The sequence below is a fragment of the uncultured Phascolarctobacterium sp. genome (assembly GCF_905212365.1).
Classification (GTDB): Bacteria; Bacillota; Negativicutes; order Acidaminococcales; family Acidaminococcaceae; genus Phascolarctobacterium_A.
The window spans coordinates 1-17,863 of the sequence record NZ_CAJMEH010000045.1 but is presented as its reverse complement, the minus strand read 5'-3'; the positions used below and the strand labels follow the sequence as shown (position 1 = coordinate 17,863).

General features: G+C 50.7%; 13 protein-coding genes and 1 riboswitch. Of the genes, 12 read left to right on the top strand and 1 reads right to left on the bottom strand.

Features of this window, described 5'->3' with window-relative positions:
- The 5 genes from QZ105_RS07580 to QZ105_RS07560 form a co-directional block, all read left to right on the top strand.
- On the top strand, nucleotides 1–913 hold a 913-nt coding region (locus QZ105_RS07580; RefSeq protein WP_293729244.1), incomplete at its 5' end, for an MBL fold metallo-hydrolase.
- A 278-nt stretch (nucleotides 914–1,191) separates the two neighbouring features.
- Nucleotides 1,192–4,929, top strand: a complete 3,738-nt coding sequence (gene rpoB / locus QZ105_RS07575; RefSeq protein ID WP_293729243.1) for a DNA-directed RNA polymerase subunit beta — start codon at nucleotides 1,192–1,194, stop codon at nucleotides 4,927–4,929.
- Nucleotides 4,930–4,949: 20 nt separating this feature from the next.
- Nucleotides 4,950–8,972 (top strand): DNA-directed RNA polymerase subunit beta', encoded by a 4,023-nt coding sequence (rpoC, locus tag QZ105_RS07570; protein ID WP_293729242.1) that lies wholly within the window; start codon nucleotides 4,950–4,952, stop codon nucleotides 8,970–8,972.
- 77 nt (nucleotides 8,973–9,049) lie between these two features.
- Nucleotides 9,050–9,547, top strand: coding sequence for an NUDIX domain-containing protein (locus tag QZ105_RS07565; protein WP_293729241.1), 498 nt, complete (start codon nucleotides 9,050–9,052; stop codon nucleotides 9,545–9,547).
- Nucleotides 9,548–9,628: 81 nt separating this feature from the next.
- Nucleotides 9,629–10,018, top strand: coding sequence for a hypothetical protein (locus QZ105_RS07560; protein WP_293729240.1), 390 nt, complete (start codon nucleotides 9,629–9,631; stop codon nucleotides 10,016–10,018).
- 909 nt (nucleotides 10,019–10,927) lie between these two features.
- Here the strand turns inward: QZ105_RS07560 and QZ105_RS10595 are convergent.
- Nucleotides 10,928–11,023, bottom strand: coding sequence for an AgrD family cyclic lactone autoinducer peptide (locus QZ105_RS10595; RefSeq protein WP_366936018.1), 96 nt, complete (start codon nucleotides 11,021–11,023; stop codon nucleotides 10,928–10,930).
- 65 nt (nucleotides 11,024–11,088) lie between these two features.
- Here QZ105_RS10595 and QZ105_RS07550 point away from each other — a divergent pair, with 65 nt between their 5' ends.
- The 7 genes from QZ105_RS07550 to QZ105_RS07520 all read left to right on the top strand — a co-directional run.
- Nucleotides 11,089–11,598, top strand: coding sequence for a hypothetical protein (locus tag QZ105_RS07550; protein WP_293729238.1), 510 nt, complete (start codon nucleotides 11,089–11,091; stop codon nucleotides 11,596–11,598).
- A 217-nt stretch (nucleotides 11,599–11,815) separates the two neighbouring features.
- Nucleotides 11,816–11,938 (top strand): hypothetical protein, encoded by a 123-nt coding sequence (locus QZ105_RS07545; protein ID WP_293729237.1) that lies wholly within the window; start codon nucleotides 11,816–11,818, stop codon nucleotides 11,936–11,938.
- A gap of 88 nt (nucleotides 11,939–12,026) precedes the next feature.
- Nucleotides 12,027–12,119: riboswitch (glycine riboswitch) on the top strand.
- Between the two features lie 130 nt (nucleotides 12,120–12,249).
- Nucleotides 12,250–13,593 carry a sodium:alanine symporter family protein gene (locus tag QZ105_RS07540; protein ID WP_293729236.1) on the top strand — a complete coding sequence of 448 codons (1,344 nt, stop codon included), beginning with the start codon at nucleotides 12,250–12,252 and terminating at the stop codon, nucleotides 13,591–13,593.
- A 148-nt stretch (nucleotides 13,594–13,741) separates the two neighbouring features.
- A complete protein-coding gene (locus QZ105_RS07535) occupies nucleotides 13,742–14,107 on the top strand; it encodes a YccF domain-containing protein (protein ID WP_293729235.1) in 366 nt (121 codons plus the stop codon).
- A 35-nt stretch (nucleotides 14,108–14,142) separates the two neighbouring features.
- A complete protein-coding gene (locus QZ105_RS07530; protein ID WP_293729234.1) occupies nucleotides 14,143–15,333 on the top strand; it encodes an HD domain-containing protein in 1,191 nt (396 codons plus the stop codon).
- A gap of 209 nt (nucleotides 15,334–15,542) precedes the next feature.
- Nucleotides 15,543–16,778, top strand: a complete 1,236-nt coding sequence (locus QZ105_RS07525) for a Glu/Leu/Phe/Val dehydrogenase (RefSeq protein WP_293729233.1) — start codon at nucleotides 15,543–15,545, stop codon at nucleotides 16,776–16,778.
- A gap of 157 nt (nucleotides 16,779–16,935) precedes the next feature.
- On the top strand, nucleotides 16,936–17,863 hold a 928-nt coding region (locus QZ105_RS07520), incomplete at its 3' end, for a hydantoinase/oxoprolinase family protein (protein ID WP_293729232.1).

Below are 17,863 nucleotides of genomic sequence, written 5' to 3'. Positions count from 1 at the left end.
GGAGCCGTACCGGCAGGAGGCGCGCGCCGCGATGCGGCAGGGATTGCCGCAGCTGGAGCAGCTGGCCGGACGACAGGCGGAGCGTGACGGCGTACTGCCCGAAGGCAGGCTGCGCGTTACCGTGCTGAACGTGGGCCAGGGCGACGCTATTTTATTGCAGGACGACAAGCGTAACGTAATGATTGACGTGGGCGACAGCCGCAAGGACGAAACAGGCAAAGGCGGACGTTCGGCTTTGGAGCAGGCGTTGGCCAAGGCCGGCGTGCAGGCGGGACGCGATAAAATAAACACTGTGATTGTCACCCATCATCACGGCGACCATATGGGTAATATCAAGTGGCTGGCGGGCAAGTACAACGTCAGCAATATTTACGATAACGCCATGCCCAATACGAAAAATCAGACTTCCGTGTGGCTGAACCAGGAGCTGCGGGCCGGGCATTATCATAACCGCGTGCTCAAGGCGGGCGATAAAATTGATTTTGGCAAGGGCTATTATCTGGAGGTGCTGTCGCCGGGAGCTTTTATTGCCGCTAAGGATTTGAAAAACCTGAATAATACCAGTATCGTGATGAAACTGCATTACGGTAAATTTACGATGCTGTTTACCGGCGACGCCGAAGCGCCGGTGGAGGATGAATTGCAAAAGCGTTACGGCGCTAATTTAAAAAGCGACGTGCTCAAGGTGGGACATCACGGCAGCAAAACTTCTTCCATTTATAAATTTATCAGCCGTGTGCAGCCGCAGTACGCGCTGATCAGCTGCGGCGCTTTCAAAATTTATAACCATCCCAATAAAAATGTAGTCGGAAGCCTGCAGCATTTGGGCGCGCAGGTAATGACTACGTTTGAGCACGGCAATTTGACAGTGACGACGGACGGGAAAACCTTCGACATGCAAGCGGAGCGGTGAATGCGAATAAAGACTTTGCTATTAAAAATTTTTCCTTGACATCGTGCCGCTAATATGATAACATATCATACTACATCAATATCAGTAAGTGCAGGTGTAATTGACAACAAATATTGCCGGGTCAGTGGTTGAACGGCGTATCTTGCTTATAATGAAGGATGAGGCACATCATCGCAGACAACAGACAAGGTCCTTGTGGTAAGAACCTTGTTTTTTTGTCACGATTGTATGCGCTGCTTTTAATGTGTTCAAGAATTAACGAAGGGGTGAGGAATTACATGTTTAAACCGGTTCAAGTAGGTGACAGAACTCGGTATAGTTATGCCAGAATTAAAGAAATATTGCCCATGCCTCATTTGATCGACATTCAAAGGAAATCCTATGAGTGGTTTATCAAGGAAGGACTTGTAGATATTCTGCATGATATTTCTCCGATAAAAGACTTTTCCGGTAATCTGGAGCTGTATTTTGAAAGCTTCAGCCTGGGCGAGCCTAAATACGGCGTTGAGGAGTGTAAGGAAAGGGACGAGTCCTATTCCGCTCCGATGAATGTAAAAGTGCGCCTGGTATATAAGGATACCGGCGAAATTAAGGAATCCTCCGTATTTATGGGCGATTTTCCGCTGATGACCGAAACCGGTACCTTTGTTATCAACGGTGCGGAGCGCGTTATCGTCAGCCAGCTGGTGCGTTCTCCCGGCGTGTACTACAGCGCTACCATCGACCCCAGCGGCAAAAAATTATACGGCACCACTGTGATTCCTAACCGCGGCGCCTGGATTGAATATGAAACCGATGTCAACGACGTTATCTATGCCCGCGTAGACCGTACCCGTAAGCTGCCTGCTACGGTGCTGCTGCGCGCTTTGGGCTTGTCCTCCAACGACGAGATTGTTTCTTGCTTCGGACAGCACCCTGCTTTGATTACTACCTTGGAAAAGGATACGACTAAAAACAGGGACGAGGCTATGCTGGAGGTTTATAAAAAGCTGCGCCCCGGCGAGCCTACAATTTTGGAAAACGCCGTTTCCCTCATCGAAGCTACTTTCTTTGACAATAAACGCTATGATTTGGCCAGTGTCGGCCGTTACAAACTGAACAAAAAGCTGGGCTGGCGCCACCGTTTGGAGGGAACTGTTTTGGCAGAGCCTTTGGTGGACCAGGAAACCGGCGAAATTATTCTGCCGGAAGGCACAAAGATGACCGAGGAAAACCTAGATAAGGTAGAAGCCAGCGGTGTGTACGCCGAAGAGGGCCTGCGTCGTTTGAAGGTTATGCACCACGAGCAGCCCATGCGTATGCTCTTTACTACCGGCATCGATGAAAAGAAGCATATTGTTACGGTAGAAGACGTTTTGGCTTCCTTTAATTATCTGCTGAACCTGATGGACGGCTACGGCACCGGCGACGATATCGACCATTTGGGCAACCGCCGCGTGCGCTGCGTTGGCGAGCTGCTGCAAAACCAATTCCGCATCGGCCTGGCCCGTATGGAGCGCGTAGTGCGCGAGCGTATGTCCATTCAGGATACCGAGGTTATTACGCCTCAGGCTTTAATCAATATTCGTCCCGTTGTGGCTGCGATTAAGGAATTTTTCGGCAGCAGCCAGCTGTCCCAATTTATGGACCAGAACAATCCGTTGGCCGAGCTGACGCACAAACGCCGTCTGTCCGCACTGGGCCCCGGCGGCTTGTCCCGCGAACGCGCAGGCTACGAAGTCCGCGACGTACATAACTCCCACTATGGCCGCATGTGCCCCATTGAAACGCCTGAAGGTCCGAACATCGGCTTGATCGGCTCCTTGTCTACCTTCGCCGTTATCAATAAATACGGTTTTATGGAAACTCCTTACCGCATTGTAGATAAGGAACATAAGCGCGTAACCAACGAAGTTAAATATATGACTGCCGACGAAGAGGATAAATACATCGTTGCTCAGGCCAACGAACCGTTGGATGATGAAGGCTACTTCCTGGGCGAGCGTGTTACCGCCCGCGCCAAGGACGACGTACTTTCCATCGCTCCGGAACGCTGCGATTTAATGGACGTTTCTCCTAAACAGGTAGTGTCCATTGCAACGGCGCTGATCCCCTTCCTGGAAAACGATGACGCTAACCGCGCTTTGATGGGCGCGAACATGCAGCGTCAGGCAGTTCCCCTGCTTTGCACTCAGGCTCCGATTATCGGTACTGGTATGGAATACAAGGTGGCCGTTGACTCCGGCGTTTGCGTACTGGCTAAACGCGCAGGCGAAGTAATCCGCGTTGTCGGCAACGAAATTCGTGTGCGTGCGGAAAACGGCGAGGTAGATATTTACCCGTTGCTGAAATTCAAACGCTCCAACCAAGGCACCTGCGTCAACCAGCGTCCTATCGTTTTCAAAGGCGATAAGGTAGCGGAAAAGCAGGTTCTGGCCGACGGTCCGGCAACCGACCACGGAGAGCTGGCTTTGGGCCACAATGTTATCGTAGCTTATATGCCTTGGGAAGGCTATAACTACGAGGATGCCGTTTTGCTGAACGAGGATTTGGTCAAGGCGGATATCTTTACTTCTATTCATATTGAAGAATACGACTGCGACGCCCGCGATACCAAGCTGGGCAAAGAGGAAATCACCCGCGAGCTGCCCAACGTAGGCGAGGAAGCGCTGAAAGATTTGGACGAGCGCGGCATTATCCGCATCGGCGCGGAGGTACGCCCCGGCGATATTCTGGTAGGCAAGGTTACTCCTAAAGGCGAAACCGAGCTGACTGCAGAAGAGCGCCTGCTGCGCGCAATATTCGGCGAAAAAGCCCGCGAAGTACGCGACAGCTCCCTGCGCGTACCCCATGGCGAAGCTGGTAAAATCGTTAGCGTTAAGGTGTTCAGCCGCGAAAACGGCGACGACCTGCCGCCGGGAGTAAACGAGCAGGTGCGCGTACATATCGCGCAAAAGCGTAAAATCTCCGAAGGCGATAAGATGGCGGGCCGTCACGGCAACAAGGGCGTCGTTTCCCGCATTATGGCCCGCGAGGATATGCCTTTCCTGCCCAGCGGCGAACCGGTGCATATCGTACTGAATCCTTTGGGCGTACCTTCCCGTATGAATATCGGCCAGGTTTTGGAAAACCATTTAGGCTGGGCTGCCCGCGCTTTGGGTATGCAGATCGAAAACGACGCTCAGGGCTTGGTAGAGCGCTTGACTAAATACGGCTATGACGTAGAAAAATACGGCATGCCTAAGACTGTAGAAATAGATAAATTCGGCGATAAGAGCATCAAGGCCGTGCAGATTTCCGTGCCGGTATTCGACGGCGCGCACGAGCAGGATATTGCCGAGGCTTTGGAGCTGGCAGGTATCGATAAGACTGCTAAGACCGTACTGTATGACGGACGTACCGGCGAACCCTTCGACAACCCGGTAACTGTCGGCTTGACTTACTATTTGAAGCTGCACCATTTGGTTGACGACAAGATTCATGCCCGCAGCACCGGCCCGTACTCTCTTGTAACGCAGCAGCCCTTGGGTGGCAAGGCTCAGTTCGGCGGCCAGAGATTCGGCGAGATGGAGGTTTGGGCGCTGGAGGCTTATGGCGCCGCTTACACCTTGCAGGAAATTTTGACCGTGAAGTCCGACGACGTGGTTGGCCGCGTTAAGACTTACGAAGCCATCGTGAAGGGCGAAAACGTGCCCGATCCCGGCATTCCCGAATCCTTCAAGGTATTGGTTAAGGAACTGCAGTCCATTGGCCTGGATATTAAGGTGCTCAACGAGGACGAGGAAGAAATTTCCCTGCGCGACGATGAGGACGACGAGGTTAATGTTCACGATACCGACGAAGAAACCAACGTCCGCGAAATAGGCAATATGGAAAGCCATTATGAAGAAAATGCAGGCGAGCAGCCTGACGATTATGCTGACAATGACTCCACCGAAGATATTTCAGATATTATTGCCGACGTAGGTAATTATCCGGATGGCATGTCCATCAGAGAAACTCCGGACATCGACCTGGATGCTTACGACAATAATTAAGAGAAGGGAGCGAACGATTCTTGTTAGATGTAAATAATTTCGTTTCTATGCGTATCGGTTTGGCTTCTCCTGATCAGATCAGAGCCTGGTCCTATGGCGAAGTAAAGAAACCCGAAACCATCAATTATAGAACTCTGAAGCCGGAACGCGACGGCTTGTTCTGCGAAAGAATCTTTGGCCCTACTAAGGACTGGGAATGTCATTGCGGCAAGTATAAACGTATCCGTTATAAGGGTATTATCTGCGATAAGTGCGGCGTTGAGGTTACCCGCAGCAAGGTGCGCCGCGAGCGTATGGGCCACATTGAGCTGGCCGCACCCGTTTCCCACATCTGGTATTTTAAAGGTATCCCCAGCCGTATGGGCTTGATTCTGGACGTTTCTCCCCGTAATTTGGAAAAGGTGCTGTATTTTGCCAGCTACATCGTACTGGACCCGGGAGATACGCCGCTGGCTAAAAAGCAGCTGCTCACCGAAGCCGAATATGTGGAAGCCCGCGACAAATACGGCGAGGACTTCCGCGTAGGCATGGGCGCTCAGGCTGTTAAAGAGCTGCTGGAGGAAATCGACCTTCCGGCTCTGACTAACGAGCTGCGCGCTGAAATGAAGGAAGTAAGCGGTCAGCGCAAGGTACGCGCAGTACGCCGTTTAGAGGTTTGCGAAGCCTTTTTGAAATCCGGCAACCGTCCCGAATGGATGATTCTGGACGTAGTGCCGGTAATTCCGCCCGAGCTGCGCCCCATGGTACAGCTGGACGGCGGCCGCTTTGCCACCTCCGACCTGAACGATTTGTACCGCCGCGTTATCAACCGCAATAACCGTCTGAAACGCCTGCTGGAGCTGCATGCTCCCGATATTATCGTGCGCAACGAAAAACGTATGCTGCAAGAGGCTGTGGACGCTTTAATAGATAACGGCCGCCGCGGCCGCCCCGTAACGGGCCCCGGCAACCGTCCTTTAAAATCTCTGTCCGATATGCTGAAGGGCAAGCAGGGTCGCTTCCGTCAGAACCTGTTGGGTAAGCGCGTCGACTATTCCGGCCGTTCCGTAATCGTTGTCGGCCCGGAACTGAAAATGCACCAGTGCGGCCTGCCGAAGGAAATGGCTTTAGAGCTGTTCAAGCCCTTCGTTATGAAGCGTCTGGTTTCCAGCGGACTGGCAACTAATATCAAAAGCGCTAAGCGTAAGGTAGAACGCGCCGAGGCTGAGGTTTGGGATATTCTTGAGGATGTAATCAAGGAGCACCCCGTACTGCTGAACCGTGCGCCGACGCTGCACAGACTGGGCATTCAGGCGTTCGAGCCTATTTTGTCCGAGGGCCGCGCTATTAAGCTGCACCCGTTGGTATGTACCGCTTACAACGCCGACTTCGACGGCGACCAGATGGCTGTCCATCTGCCGCTGTCCGTAGAAGCCCAGGCCGAAGCGCGTATGCTGATGATGTCCGTAAATAATATTCTGGCTCCGAAGGACGGCAAGCCTGTTGCCGTGCCGACCCAGGATATGGTTTTGGGCGCCTACTATCTGACTATCGTGAAGGAGGGCGCTTTTGGCGAGGGCAAACGCTTCAGCAGCGTTGACGAAGCTCAGCTGGCTTACTTCCATCACGCAGTAGATTTGCAGGCGCTGATTAAGGTATATATTCCCAACAGCGAGATTTTTGACGAGCCTTCCAATGAAGGCGTGTCCTTGGTTACCACTACCGTGGGCAACACTATTTTCAACGGCGAGCTGCCGGTAGAAATGCGTTACTTCCATAAGGAAAAGGACGCCGACGGCAACGAGGAATGGCATTTAGGCAAGCTGATCAACAAGAAAGAGCTGGGCAAATTGGTTGCTAAAGCTCACAAACTGTTCGGCAATCTGCGTACTGCCGAAATTCTGGATATCGTTAAGAAAATGGGCTATGATAACGCCTGCAAGTCTGGTATTTCCATTGCTACCTCCGATATTAAAATTCCTGCCGAAAAGCAGGCTATCCTGGACGCAACGGAAAAAGAAGTCGATAAAGCCGAGCGTATGTTCCGCCGCGGTTTGATGAGTAACGACGAGCGTTACCGCAAGGTTATCGAGCTGTGGAACCAGGCTACCGACAAGGTTACGGAAGCGCTGATGAAATCCACCATGGACAAGTTCAACCCCGTGTACATGATGGCCGACTCCGGCGCCCGCGGCAACCAGCAGCAGATTCGTCAGCTGGCCGGTATGCGCGGCTTGATGGCCGACCCGTCCGGCCGTATCATCGACCGTCCTATCAAGTCTAACTTCCGCGAAGGCCTGACTATTTTGGAATACTTCATTTCTTCTCACGGCGCGCGCAAGGGTCTGGCTGATACTGCGCTGCGTACCGCCGACTCCGGTTATCTGACCCGCCGTCTGGTAGACGTTGCTCAGGATGTTATCGTGCGCGAGGACGACTGCGACGTTGTGGGTATGAATCTGGTGAAGGAGCGCAGCCGTCTGAGCAAGACTGTGCTGGGTGCCAGCCAGAACAAAATCCGCGAAAGAATTATGGGCCGCACTTTGGCCAGCGGCGTGCTGGATGCAGAGGGCAATTTAATTGCCGAAGCGGATACCAATATTACCGAAGAGCTGTTCGCTAAGCTTAACGGCGCTAAGGTTGAAGAAATCAGCCTGTATTCTACTGAGGATATGAACGGCGAGGACGTTGAGTCTGTACGTATCAATATCAGCGACGAGTTTGCGCATCAAGTGCTCAAGGAAGCTATGATGCACAATTTCGACGGCAAGGAAGCCGCAGCCGACATTATCAACGGCGCGGGCGAGATTTTGGTACCCGCAGGAGCTGCCATCAACGAGGCTGTTATCGACGCTATTTTAAACGACGGCGCTGTTAAGGAAATCCGTATCCGTAATAACGATATTGCCGGTATCGAAGTGGAAGCTATCACCGAAGGCAAAAAGAACCAGACCATTATCGAATCCCTGCATGACCGCATTATCGGCCGCAATCTGGCGGAGGATATTCTCGATGAAAACGGCGAGGTTCTGTACCATATCAACGAATATGTTACCGAGCCGATTGCCGAACGTATTTGCCAGCTGCGTACCAAGGTTAAGATTCGCAGCGTATTGACCTGTAAATCTAAATTCGGCGTTTGCCGCAAATGCTATGGCCGCAACCTGGCTACGGGGAGGAATGTCGACGTGGGCGAAGCTGTCGGCACTATCGCTGCGCAATCCATCGGCGAACCCGGTACCCAGCTGACCATGCGTACCTTCCATACAGGCGGCGTTGCCGGCGGCGACGATATTACCCAAGGTCTGCCGCGCGTTGAGGAACTGTTTGAAGCGCGTAAGCCCAAGCATCCCGGCATTCTTACCGAAAACAGCGGCAGCGTGCATATTATTGAAGAAGGCGGTATGCGCCGCGTAATCGTTACCGGCGAGGACGGCTTGGGCCAAGAATACGCTATTCCTTACGGCGCTAAGCTGGCCGTGGCCGACGGCGACGTTATCGCCAAGGGCGACCGCATTACCGAAGGCTCCCTCAATCCTCACGACGTACTGCGTATCAGCGGCGTGAAGGCTACGCAGAATTATCTGGTTTCCCAGGTTGTCGGCGTATACAAATCTCAGGGCGTTGATATCAACAGTAAGCATATCGAGGTAATGGTGCGTCAGATGATGCGCAAGGTTCGCATTGACGAATCCGGCGATACCACGATGCTGCCGGGCGAGTATGTGGACGTAGCGGAATTTGAAGAGCAGAATGCCGCTGTGCGCGAGGCCGGTAAGGAGCCCGCCGAAGGACGTCCCATTCTGCTGGGTATTACCAAGGCTTCTCTGGCAACCGATTCCTTCCTGTCCGCCGCTTCCTTCCAGGAAACGACCCGCGTGCTCACCGATGCCGCTATCAAGGGCAAGGTTGACCCGCTGCTGGGCCTTAAGGAAAACGTTATCATCGGCAAGCTGATTCCGGCCGGAACCGGCATGAGCCGTTATCGCGACATTAAAGTAAAATATAACTTGCCGGGCGAAAAACCGGCGGAAGCTGCTGCCGATAAACCGGAGCAGGAATAATTTATTGGCAAGCGCCTCAGGAGTCTGCAAAGCTCCGGGGCGCTTTGCTGCAAACAAATAATTTTGAGGAGACGCTTATGCAGTTTTTCTATTGTCCTCAATGCGGCAGAAAGCTGGACAGCCGCCCCTTCGGCGACGACGGGACGACGCCCTGGTGCAGTCACTGCCATAAGCCCTATTTTGAAATTTTTCCCGTGGTAGCTATTACCATGGTGGTCGACGAACTGGGCGAAGTAGCTTTGCTCAAGCAAAAATATCTGTCCAGCGATTATTATAATTTTGTTTCCGGCTATGTGAAGCCCGGCGAAACAGCCGAAGACTGCGCCGTGCGCGAGGTGCGGGAGGAAATTGGCGTTACGGCGCGCAGCCTGCGTTTTATGTGCAGCCAATGGGCGGAAGAGCAGCAAATGCTGCTGCTGGGTTTTATGGCCAGAGTTGAAAAAATGCCCTTTACTCTGTCCGGCGAGGTGGACGAAGCCGTGTGGCTGCCGGCGGTGCAGGCCTTGGAGAAGGTTTATCCTGCCGGTAATATTACTCATACCATGCTGGCGCAATATTTAAAGGCGCAAAAGTAGGCTGACGGCGCTTGCTGCAATATTTAACAGTTAAAAAATAATGTAAACGCGCCTTGCGCAATGTTAAAAGGAGTATTTGCTATGCTGATGAAAAATTTTCCTGCTCCCTGCCGGGTGGATTACGTGCCTTCGCCCTACGAGCCGGACGAGGACGGCGTTATGGACGTTGGCTACAAAACCGGCAGGCTCAGCGACGGCCGCGCCTACCGTTTGGAATGCTGGCGCATGGACGATATGCTGATGCTGACGGTGTTGTTTGCCGACGCGGGCCTGGAAGCTTATTGCCGCGACGATATGTATCTGCTGCTGGAGGGTGAGGGGATTCTGCGCTTTACGGCAGGACGGCGGCCTTTGCAGGCCGCGCGTACTCAGGACGATATCGGCCAAAGAATGTGGGCACTGAATCTGATGCTGGCTGATAAGCAGGGGGGTTACAGCGAGCTGTTGGTGGAATTGAACAGGTATAAGTAAAAAAGGCTTGTGTTTAAAGTACCGAAACATTAGTTAAAGAAATGTATTTTAATTAAATTTGAAATTAAAATTTTAAGCTGCTTTGCGTTTTTGATGCAGGTAGCTTTTTTCTTATCCAAAAAATTGCGGTAAAAAATTTACTTAAAAGATTTATTCTGAAAAATTTTTGGCAGAAATGGATTTGTAATGACTAGTAATTTGCTTTAAGACGCTAGTTTATCGTAAGCGCGTCAGCACTCAAATAAAATCCACTCAATGCGGATTTTAGCTTGATTGGGGGGATGAGGTGATATAATTCTTTTTGAAGAAGATAAAAATTTAGCGATGATTTGCTGAATCTTGACGATAATCATATAGTATTTGCGGAGGTGGATTAAATGTATGAAAATGTATTGGCAAATAAACAATATTGGGAAAGGTTTCTGGAGCAATTAAAAGTTGATTATGGAACGCCTAGATTTAAAGCAGAAGTAGTGTTTGATACGTTATTATTGCCGGAGATAGTCGTGGAACTTGTAAGTAAAGCTTTGGGCAAAGATAGCTGCGAAGATTTTAAATTTGTTGTTAAGGAATATCCTATACTTAACCATCGTGTTGATAGAGGCAAAGCTAATAAGCGCTCTTTTTGTATTGATTATTTGCTGCACAGCGCCGATAAAATGTATTTAGTGGAATTGAAAACAGACAAGGTGTCTGTAAAAAGAGAACAACTTGAAAAATACCGGAGTCTGACCGAAGCCAGTGAATTTTCCGAGACGTATGGGGAGTATGTGGAAATTGTCAAAGGCAATAAAAAACGCTACGCCCAGCAGGCACAGCGCGTGGAAGCTGCTAAGGAAAAGTTTCGTGATGAAGCTGAAATAATTTATATTGTTCCCGATGAAAATGCCTTTTTGCGCAAGCAAGGCGTCAAATATATTTCATTGCGGGCGGCACTGGCTGATATGAAAAATTACAGCTCTTTGACGCAGACTTTTTTGCAAATTTGGCAAATAGCGACGACAGCTGATGCTAGTATGGACGGCTTTAATCAGGCGATATAATAGAAGTATTTCAAGAACAGGTGATAGATGATGAAACGAAAGATACAGGCGTTGGTTTTAGTACTCGCGTTGTTTTTTAGTCCGTCCTGCTGGGCAGCGGCAAAGTCGTTAGCACAATACAGGAATACGGAATACGGCTATAGTATTATGGTTCTCGATACTTTCAGAATCAATCCGGAAATCAAGTTTCCTATGATTTTTCATGGAAAAGACGAATTTGCTATGCTTAATATTATAATGGCAAATAGGGCAGATATATCGGTCGCAGACGATAGGTTGGGAGAATGGTTGTTTGAGTATGGGTCTAAAGCGGCTGCTGCTATGGATGGGGAGATTGTGTCACAGCAGCGTGTAACGCTGAATAATCGTGACGCCTATTTCACTTTATTCGTTTTTAAAAGAAACGGTAAAGATTATGTATTTATTATGGAAAGTGTACCGGACGGCAAATTTATATACAACATAGCGGCCATTACCTTGCCGGTAGACGGCTATGCCGAATTAATAATGCAGTCAATCAATAGCTTTCGTTGGTAAGGCTAAAAGTGATTTATCGCTCCAAGGAAGGAGTGGCAAGCTAAAAATTTAAAATAACCGTTATCCGCGCAGGAGTTTGTAAGCCGCGCGGATTTTTTGTGCTCAGCAGGTTTATATTGTTTTGTCATGCCCAACATAAATTTTTCAAAGTTAAGCTATAATTAAGCTGAAGCTGATAAAGTATATTATGGTACAATATCAGCGGGAGGATAACGCTATGAAAATTTTATTAGCTGAGGACGATTTGAATTTAGGCAAGCTGCTGAGCGTTCCGGCGAAAATAATTCTAAAAAACGCTTGCATTTTTCCAGATTTGTGTTATAATGACGTACATAAGTAAATATTGAGTGGATGACGTATATGGGAGAAGGCATTGCCTACCGAAGGAGCAAAACTCTCAGGTGCTTCGCAGAAGCGGAACCGTATGCTGACACAACTCTGGAGAGTCCCTTAAATGGGCGCCGAAGGTGCACGGATGCGACGTATCCTAATCTCTCAGGCTAAAGGACGGAGAAAGCTTATGCAAGGCTGTATGTAGCCTTCATATTGTCATTGACTTTTACCGGAGTATTAGCGCGATACTCCGGTTTTTTATTTACTTAAAACAAAGATAATGCAAAACCAAATGAGGGAAAAGGGAGATGTTTTGTTATGTTGGAAACCTTAAACGCGATTGATTCTTTTGTCTGGGGCCCGCCATTATTGGTGCTGCTGGTCGGCACCGGTATCTGGCTGACTATCCGCCTGGGTTTATTGCAGGTTTTTAAGCTGGGCGATGCGTTGAAATTGATTTTCAGCGCCAAAAATGACGGCCACGGCGATGTCAACAGCTTTAAAGCGTTGTGTACGGCTCTGGCCGCTACGGTCGGCACCGGTAATATCGTAGGCGTGGCCACGGCTATTAAGGCCGGCGGTCCGGGCGCTTTGTTCTGGATGTGGATGGCCGCTTTCTTCGGCATGGCTACGAAATACGCCGAATGCTTGCTGGCAGTTAAATACCGTACCGTGGACGCCAACGGCAATATTTCCGGCGGCCCGATGTATTATATTGAAAACGGTATGGGTAAGGCCTATAAGCCTTTGGCCGTAATCTTTGCCGCCTTCGGCGTGCTGTGCGCTTACTTTGGCATCGGTACCTTTGCTCAAGTAAATTCCATTGTGGAAATTACGAAAATTTCCGCCGGTATCCCCGTAATTTACACCGGCATTGCTTTAACCGTGCTGGTAGCGGCGGTTACTATCGGCGGTTTGAAATCTATCGCTACCGTAGCCGCTAAGGTTGTTCCCGGTATGGCTGTGCTGTACTTTTTGACTACCGTGGGCATTTTAATCGCCTTTGCCGACCAGGTGCCTGCGGCCATCGCCACCGTACTGCACGACGCTTTTACGCCGACTGCGGCGCAGGGCGGCTTCCTGGGCGCTACTGTAATGCTGGCGATGCGCAGCGGCGTGGCTCGCGGCGTTTTCTCCAACGAATCCGGTTTGGGCTCCGCTCCTATCGTAGCTGCGGCTGGCCAAACCAAATGGCCGGCCGAGCAGGGCTTGGTTTCCATGACCGGTACTTTTATCGACACCATCATCATCTGCACGCTGACCGGACTTTCCCTGACCGTTACCGGCGTATGGTGCGGCGATTTGAACGGCGCGGCTATGACCGACGCGGCTTTCCGCATGGCTTTCCCCACATGGGGCGGTATGCTGCTGCTGGTTGGCCTGGTGCTTTTCGCCTTCACCACGATTCTGGGCTGGAATTACTACGGCGAACGCTGCGTGGAATATCTGCTGGGCGTTAAAGCGATTATGCCCTACCGCGTAATCTTCATTATCCTTATCGCCTGCGGCCCCTTCCTCAAGCTGGAGGAAATCTGGGTGCTGGCGGATATCGTCAACGGTCTTATGGCAATTCCTAACTTAATTGCTCTGCTGGCCTTGACCGGCGTGGTAGTAGCCGAAACCAAGGCTTACCAAAAGCATTTAAAAGAAAATAAGCAATAAGCGTGGCTGAAATGTAACAAAAGGGGACTCTTTGTGAAAAGGGTCTCCTTTTACTATGCAGAAATTCTTTCCTTTGCTATAATGGAAATATAATAGGTACTGCAAATTAACTGGCGGTAAGTTTTGACTTTAGAAAGGATGTGGCGTCATGAGTATTTTGGGCAACATCATTTGGTTTATTTTCGGCGGAATTTTTGCCGGCCTGGGCTGGTTTTTAATCGGTTTGCTGTGGTGCGTGACTATTATTGGCATACCCGTGGGTCTGCAATGCTTTAAATTTGGCCGTTTGAGCTTTTTCCCCTTTGGCAAAAGCATTAAATACGGCGGCGGGGCTGGCAGCCTGCTGCTGAATATTTTTTGGCTGATTTTCGGCGGCGTGGAAATGGCCTTGGCTCATGTGACTTTTGGCTTGATGCTGTGCGTGACGATTATCGGTATTCCCTTCGGGCTGCAGCATTTTAAACTGGCTAAGCTGGCGCTGCTGCCCTTTGGCGCAGAAATTACCGAAGATTGACGATGGAATGAATTGGGAAGGCTGGAGATGATTTGATGCTGACGAAAAGCTTTATTGAATTTTTGTATGAGGCGGCGCATATTCAGCGTTGGAACGAGCATATCCGCCCCGGCGGCTTTACGGAGCTGGATAAGCAGGCGCATAAAATGATGATTATGTACGTTTTGGCGCGGCATGAGGAGGACGACCACGGCGTTAAGCTGAACTGGCGCAGCCTTATCGAGGGCGGTATTTTTGAATTTTTGCAGCGCAACGTACTGACGGATATTAAGCCGCCGGTTTTTCACGAAATGATGCGCGTGTACGGCAAGGAGCTCAACGCCTGGGTTTATGAGGAGCTGCGCCGCCGCATTCCCGATATTCAGGAAGATTTTATGGAAAAGATGCAGAATTATTTTGAGGACGCCGGTTATTGTCCTATGGAAAAGAAAATTCTGCGTGCGGCTCACTATCTGGCGACCAAATGGGAATTTGAAATCATTTACCATTTTAACGAGGGCATTTACGGCAGCGAGGATACCAAGGCGCTGATTGATAACGAGCTGGAGGATCATTACGATTTGGCGGCGGTGAAGAAGCTGGCCTTAAACGGCAAGAGCAGCAAATTTATCGATTTGGTAGGGCAGCTGCGCTTTCAAAAGCGTTGGGCCCAGTCGCCCCGCGTACCGGAAACTTCCGTGATGGGGCATGTGCTGTTAGTGGCTATTATGGGCTATTTTTGCGCCGTTAAGCTGGGCGCCTGCGACGAGCGCATCGTCGGCGACTTTTTGTGCGGTTTGTTCCACGATTTGCCGGAGGTGCTGACTCGCGATATTATCAGTCCGGTGAAGCGCAGCGTGCCGGGGCTGGACGATTTGATTAAGCGCATCGAGGAGCGTCTGGTGGCGGAAAAGATTTTGCCGCTGCTGCCCTACGGCTGGCACGAGGATATTTTGTATTACACGCAAAACGAATTTACGAACCGCATTAGGCTGGACGGCAAAATTATACAGGTGAACATCGACGAGCTGGACGAAAAATATAATTACGACGGCTGTCACGCTATCGACGGCACGGTGCTCAAGGCCTGCGATAATCTGGCGGCTTTCGTAGAGGTGTGGCTGTCGCGTCGCTACGGCATTACCTCCAAGCATATGACCGAGGGAGAAATGGGTATCAGGGCGATGTATAAGGATAAAATTATCGGCGGTATTGATTTTGGCAGCGTATATGACGAGTTCGAATAAAAATTGGGGCCGGCGCTTTTATGCCGGCCCTGCAATTAATAGAGCGCAATATTAACGCTGAAAAAGCGCTAATAGCGTAACTTAAAAAACATAGCAGTCAGAAAATAGCAAAAATTTTCTCGCAAAAGCATTTACAGTATACAGTATACAAGTTATAATATAGTTAGTAGGTAAGTCGTTCCCATTTGTTTTTTGAAGGAGGTCAGACTATGAACATTTTTGAAATGGCTCAAATTCCCCTGAATAAAGCTATTGAAACCATGAAATTGGACGCAGGCGCAGCGCAGATTATCGCTAATCCGGAGCGCACGCTGGAGGTTGCTATTCCGGTAAAGATGGATGACGGCACGACAAAGGTTTTCACCGGCTACCGCAGCCAACACAGCACCATTCTTGGCCCCGCTAAGGGCGGTGTGCGCTATCATCAGAACGTAAGCCTGGATGAAGTGAAAACTTTGGCTTTCTGGATGACCTGTAAATGCGCAGTTGCCGGTTTGCCTTACGGCGGCGGTAAGGGCGGTATCATTGTCGATCCCTCCAAGCTGTCCGCAAGAGAGCTGGAAGCTCTGACCCGCGGCTTTATCGATAAAATTGCGCCGATTATCGGTGAAAAGCGCGATATTCCCGCGCCCGATATGAATACTAACGCTCAAATCATGGGCTGGATGATGGACGAATTCAGTAAGCTGACCGGGCAGTACGAGCCCGGCTTCATCACCGGCAAAGCTATCGCCGTAGGCGGCTCTTTGGGGCGTACTGCCGCTACCGGACGCGGCGTGGTTGTGGCCGCGCTGGAGGCTTTGAAGCTGAAGGGCATCGCTCCCGCCGACGCAACCGCTGCCGTACAGGGCTTCGGCAATGTAGGCAGCTGGACCGCTAAGCTGTTCTGCGACGCAGGCGTAAAGGTTGTGGCTTTAAGCGACGTATTCGGCGCTATTTATAATCCTGACGGCTTCGATTGCTATGCTGTGGACGAGTATGTCAAGAAAACCGGCAGCGTAGTCGGATATCCGGGCAGTAAGGCTATTACTAACGCCGAGTTGCTGGCTTTGAAGGTTACAGTGCTGGCTCCCTGCGCTATGGAGCTGCAGATTACCGCTGACAATGCGGACGCAGTGCAGGCCGCAATCGTTTGCGAAGGCGCTAACGGCCCGACGACTCCCGATGCCGACACAATTCTGGACGCTAAGGGAATCATGGTTGTGCCCGATATTCTGGCTAACGGCGGCGGCGTAACTGTAAGCTATTTTGAATGGGTACAAAACCTCTATCGTTACTTCTGGACGGAAGAAGAGGTTATTGAAAAGCAAACCGCGATGATGATTAAAGCGTTCAAAGAGGTACACGCTAAAGCCGAGCAATACGGCGTCGATATGCGCGTAGCGGCTTACATCGTTGCGCTGAGCAGCTTGGTGGAAGCTATGAAGATTCGCGGTATGTGCTGAAAGTAAAAATAATTATTGGTTCAATATTTAAATAATGAATAGCCTTCGGCAGTCAGTAAAATGCTTGCCGAAGGTTTTTCTTTTTCCGCAGGCAGGAAAAATCTTTCTGTTTATGGAATTATAACACATTAAGTTTTGTCGCAAAGGAGGGAAAGCAATGCTTTTAGGTATAGACGTAGGAGGCACTTTTACGGACGCGGTGCTGCTGGAGCAGGCGGAGGTGGCCGCCCAGGCCAAGACGCCGACAACGCACGACGATGTGCTGCACTGCCTTTTGGCCGCGCTGGATGCTGTGCTGCCGCAGGCAGAGCGGGCGGCGGAAAAATTAGAGCGAGTGGTAATTTCCAGCACTATAGTTACCAACGCACTGACGGAAGGCAAGCTGGACCCAGTATTTCTGGCGGTCATTACCGGCCCCGGCATGAACATTAAAGGTCATGTGCCGGTAACGCCTTATTATTTGAGCGGTTATGTGGATCATCGGGGAAAGGTTACGGTGCAGCTGGATTGGACGAAGCACCGCGATTTATTGAACAGGCAAGGTCGCGGCGTGTGCGCCGTCAGCGGCAAATTTGCCGTGCGCGACCCGCAGCTGGAATTTCAGGCGCAGCATGAGCTGAAAAAATGCGGCTACGAAAAAATTTTTCTGGGCAGCGAGCTGAGCGGCGAGCTGAATTTTATCCGCCGGACTAATTCCGCTTATTTTGCGGCGCAGGTTTATACTTTATTTAAGCGCTTCAGCCAGCGCATCGCTAGGGCTTTGGGCGAGCGAGGCATTACTGCGCCGGTACATATTTTAAAGGCGGACGGCGGCACGCTGCCTTTAGCCGTAGCCTTAGAGCAGCCGGTGGAGGCGGTGTTCACCGGGCCTGCGGCTTCTGTGCTGGGCATCGAAGCGCTGGCCGCGCCGTCGGTCAACAGCATTTCGCTGGACGTGGGCGGCACGACGACGGATATTGCTTTTTGGGAAAAGGGTCTGCCTTTGATGGCCAAGCGCGGCGCGATTATCAACGGCTATCCTACGGCGGTGCGTTCTTTTCATATGCGCAGCATCGGCATCGGCGGCGACAGCAGGATTCATAAGC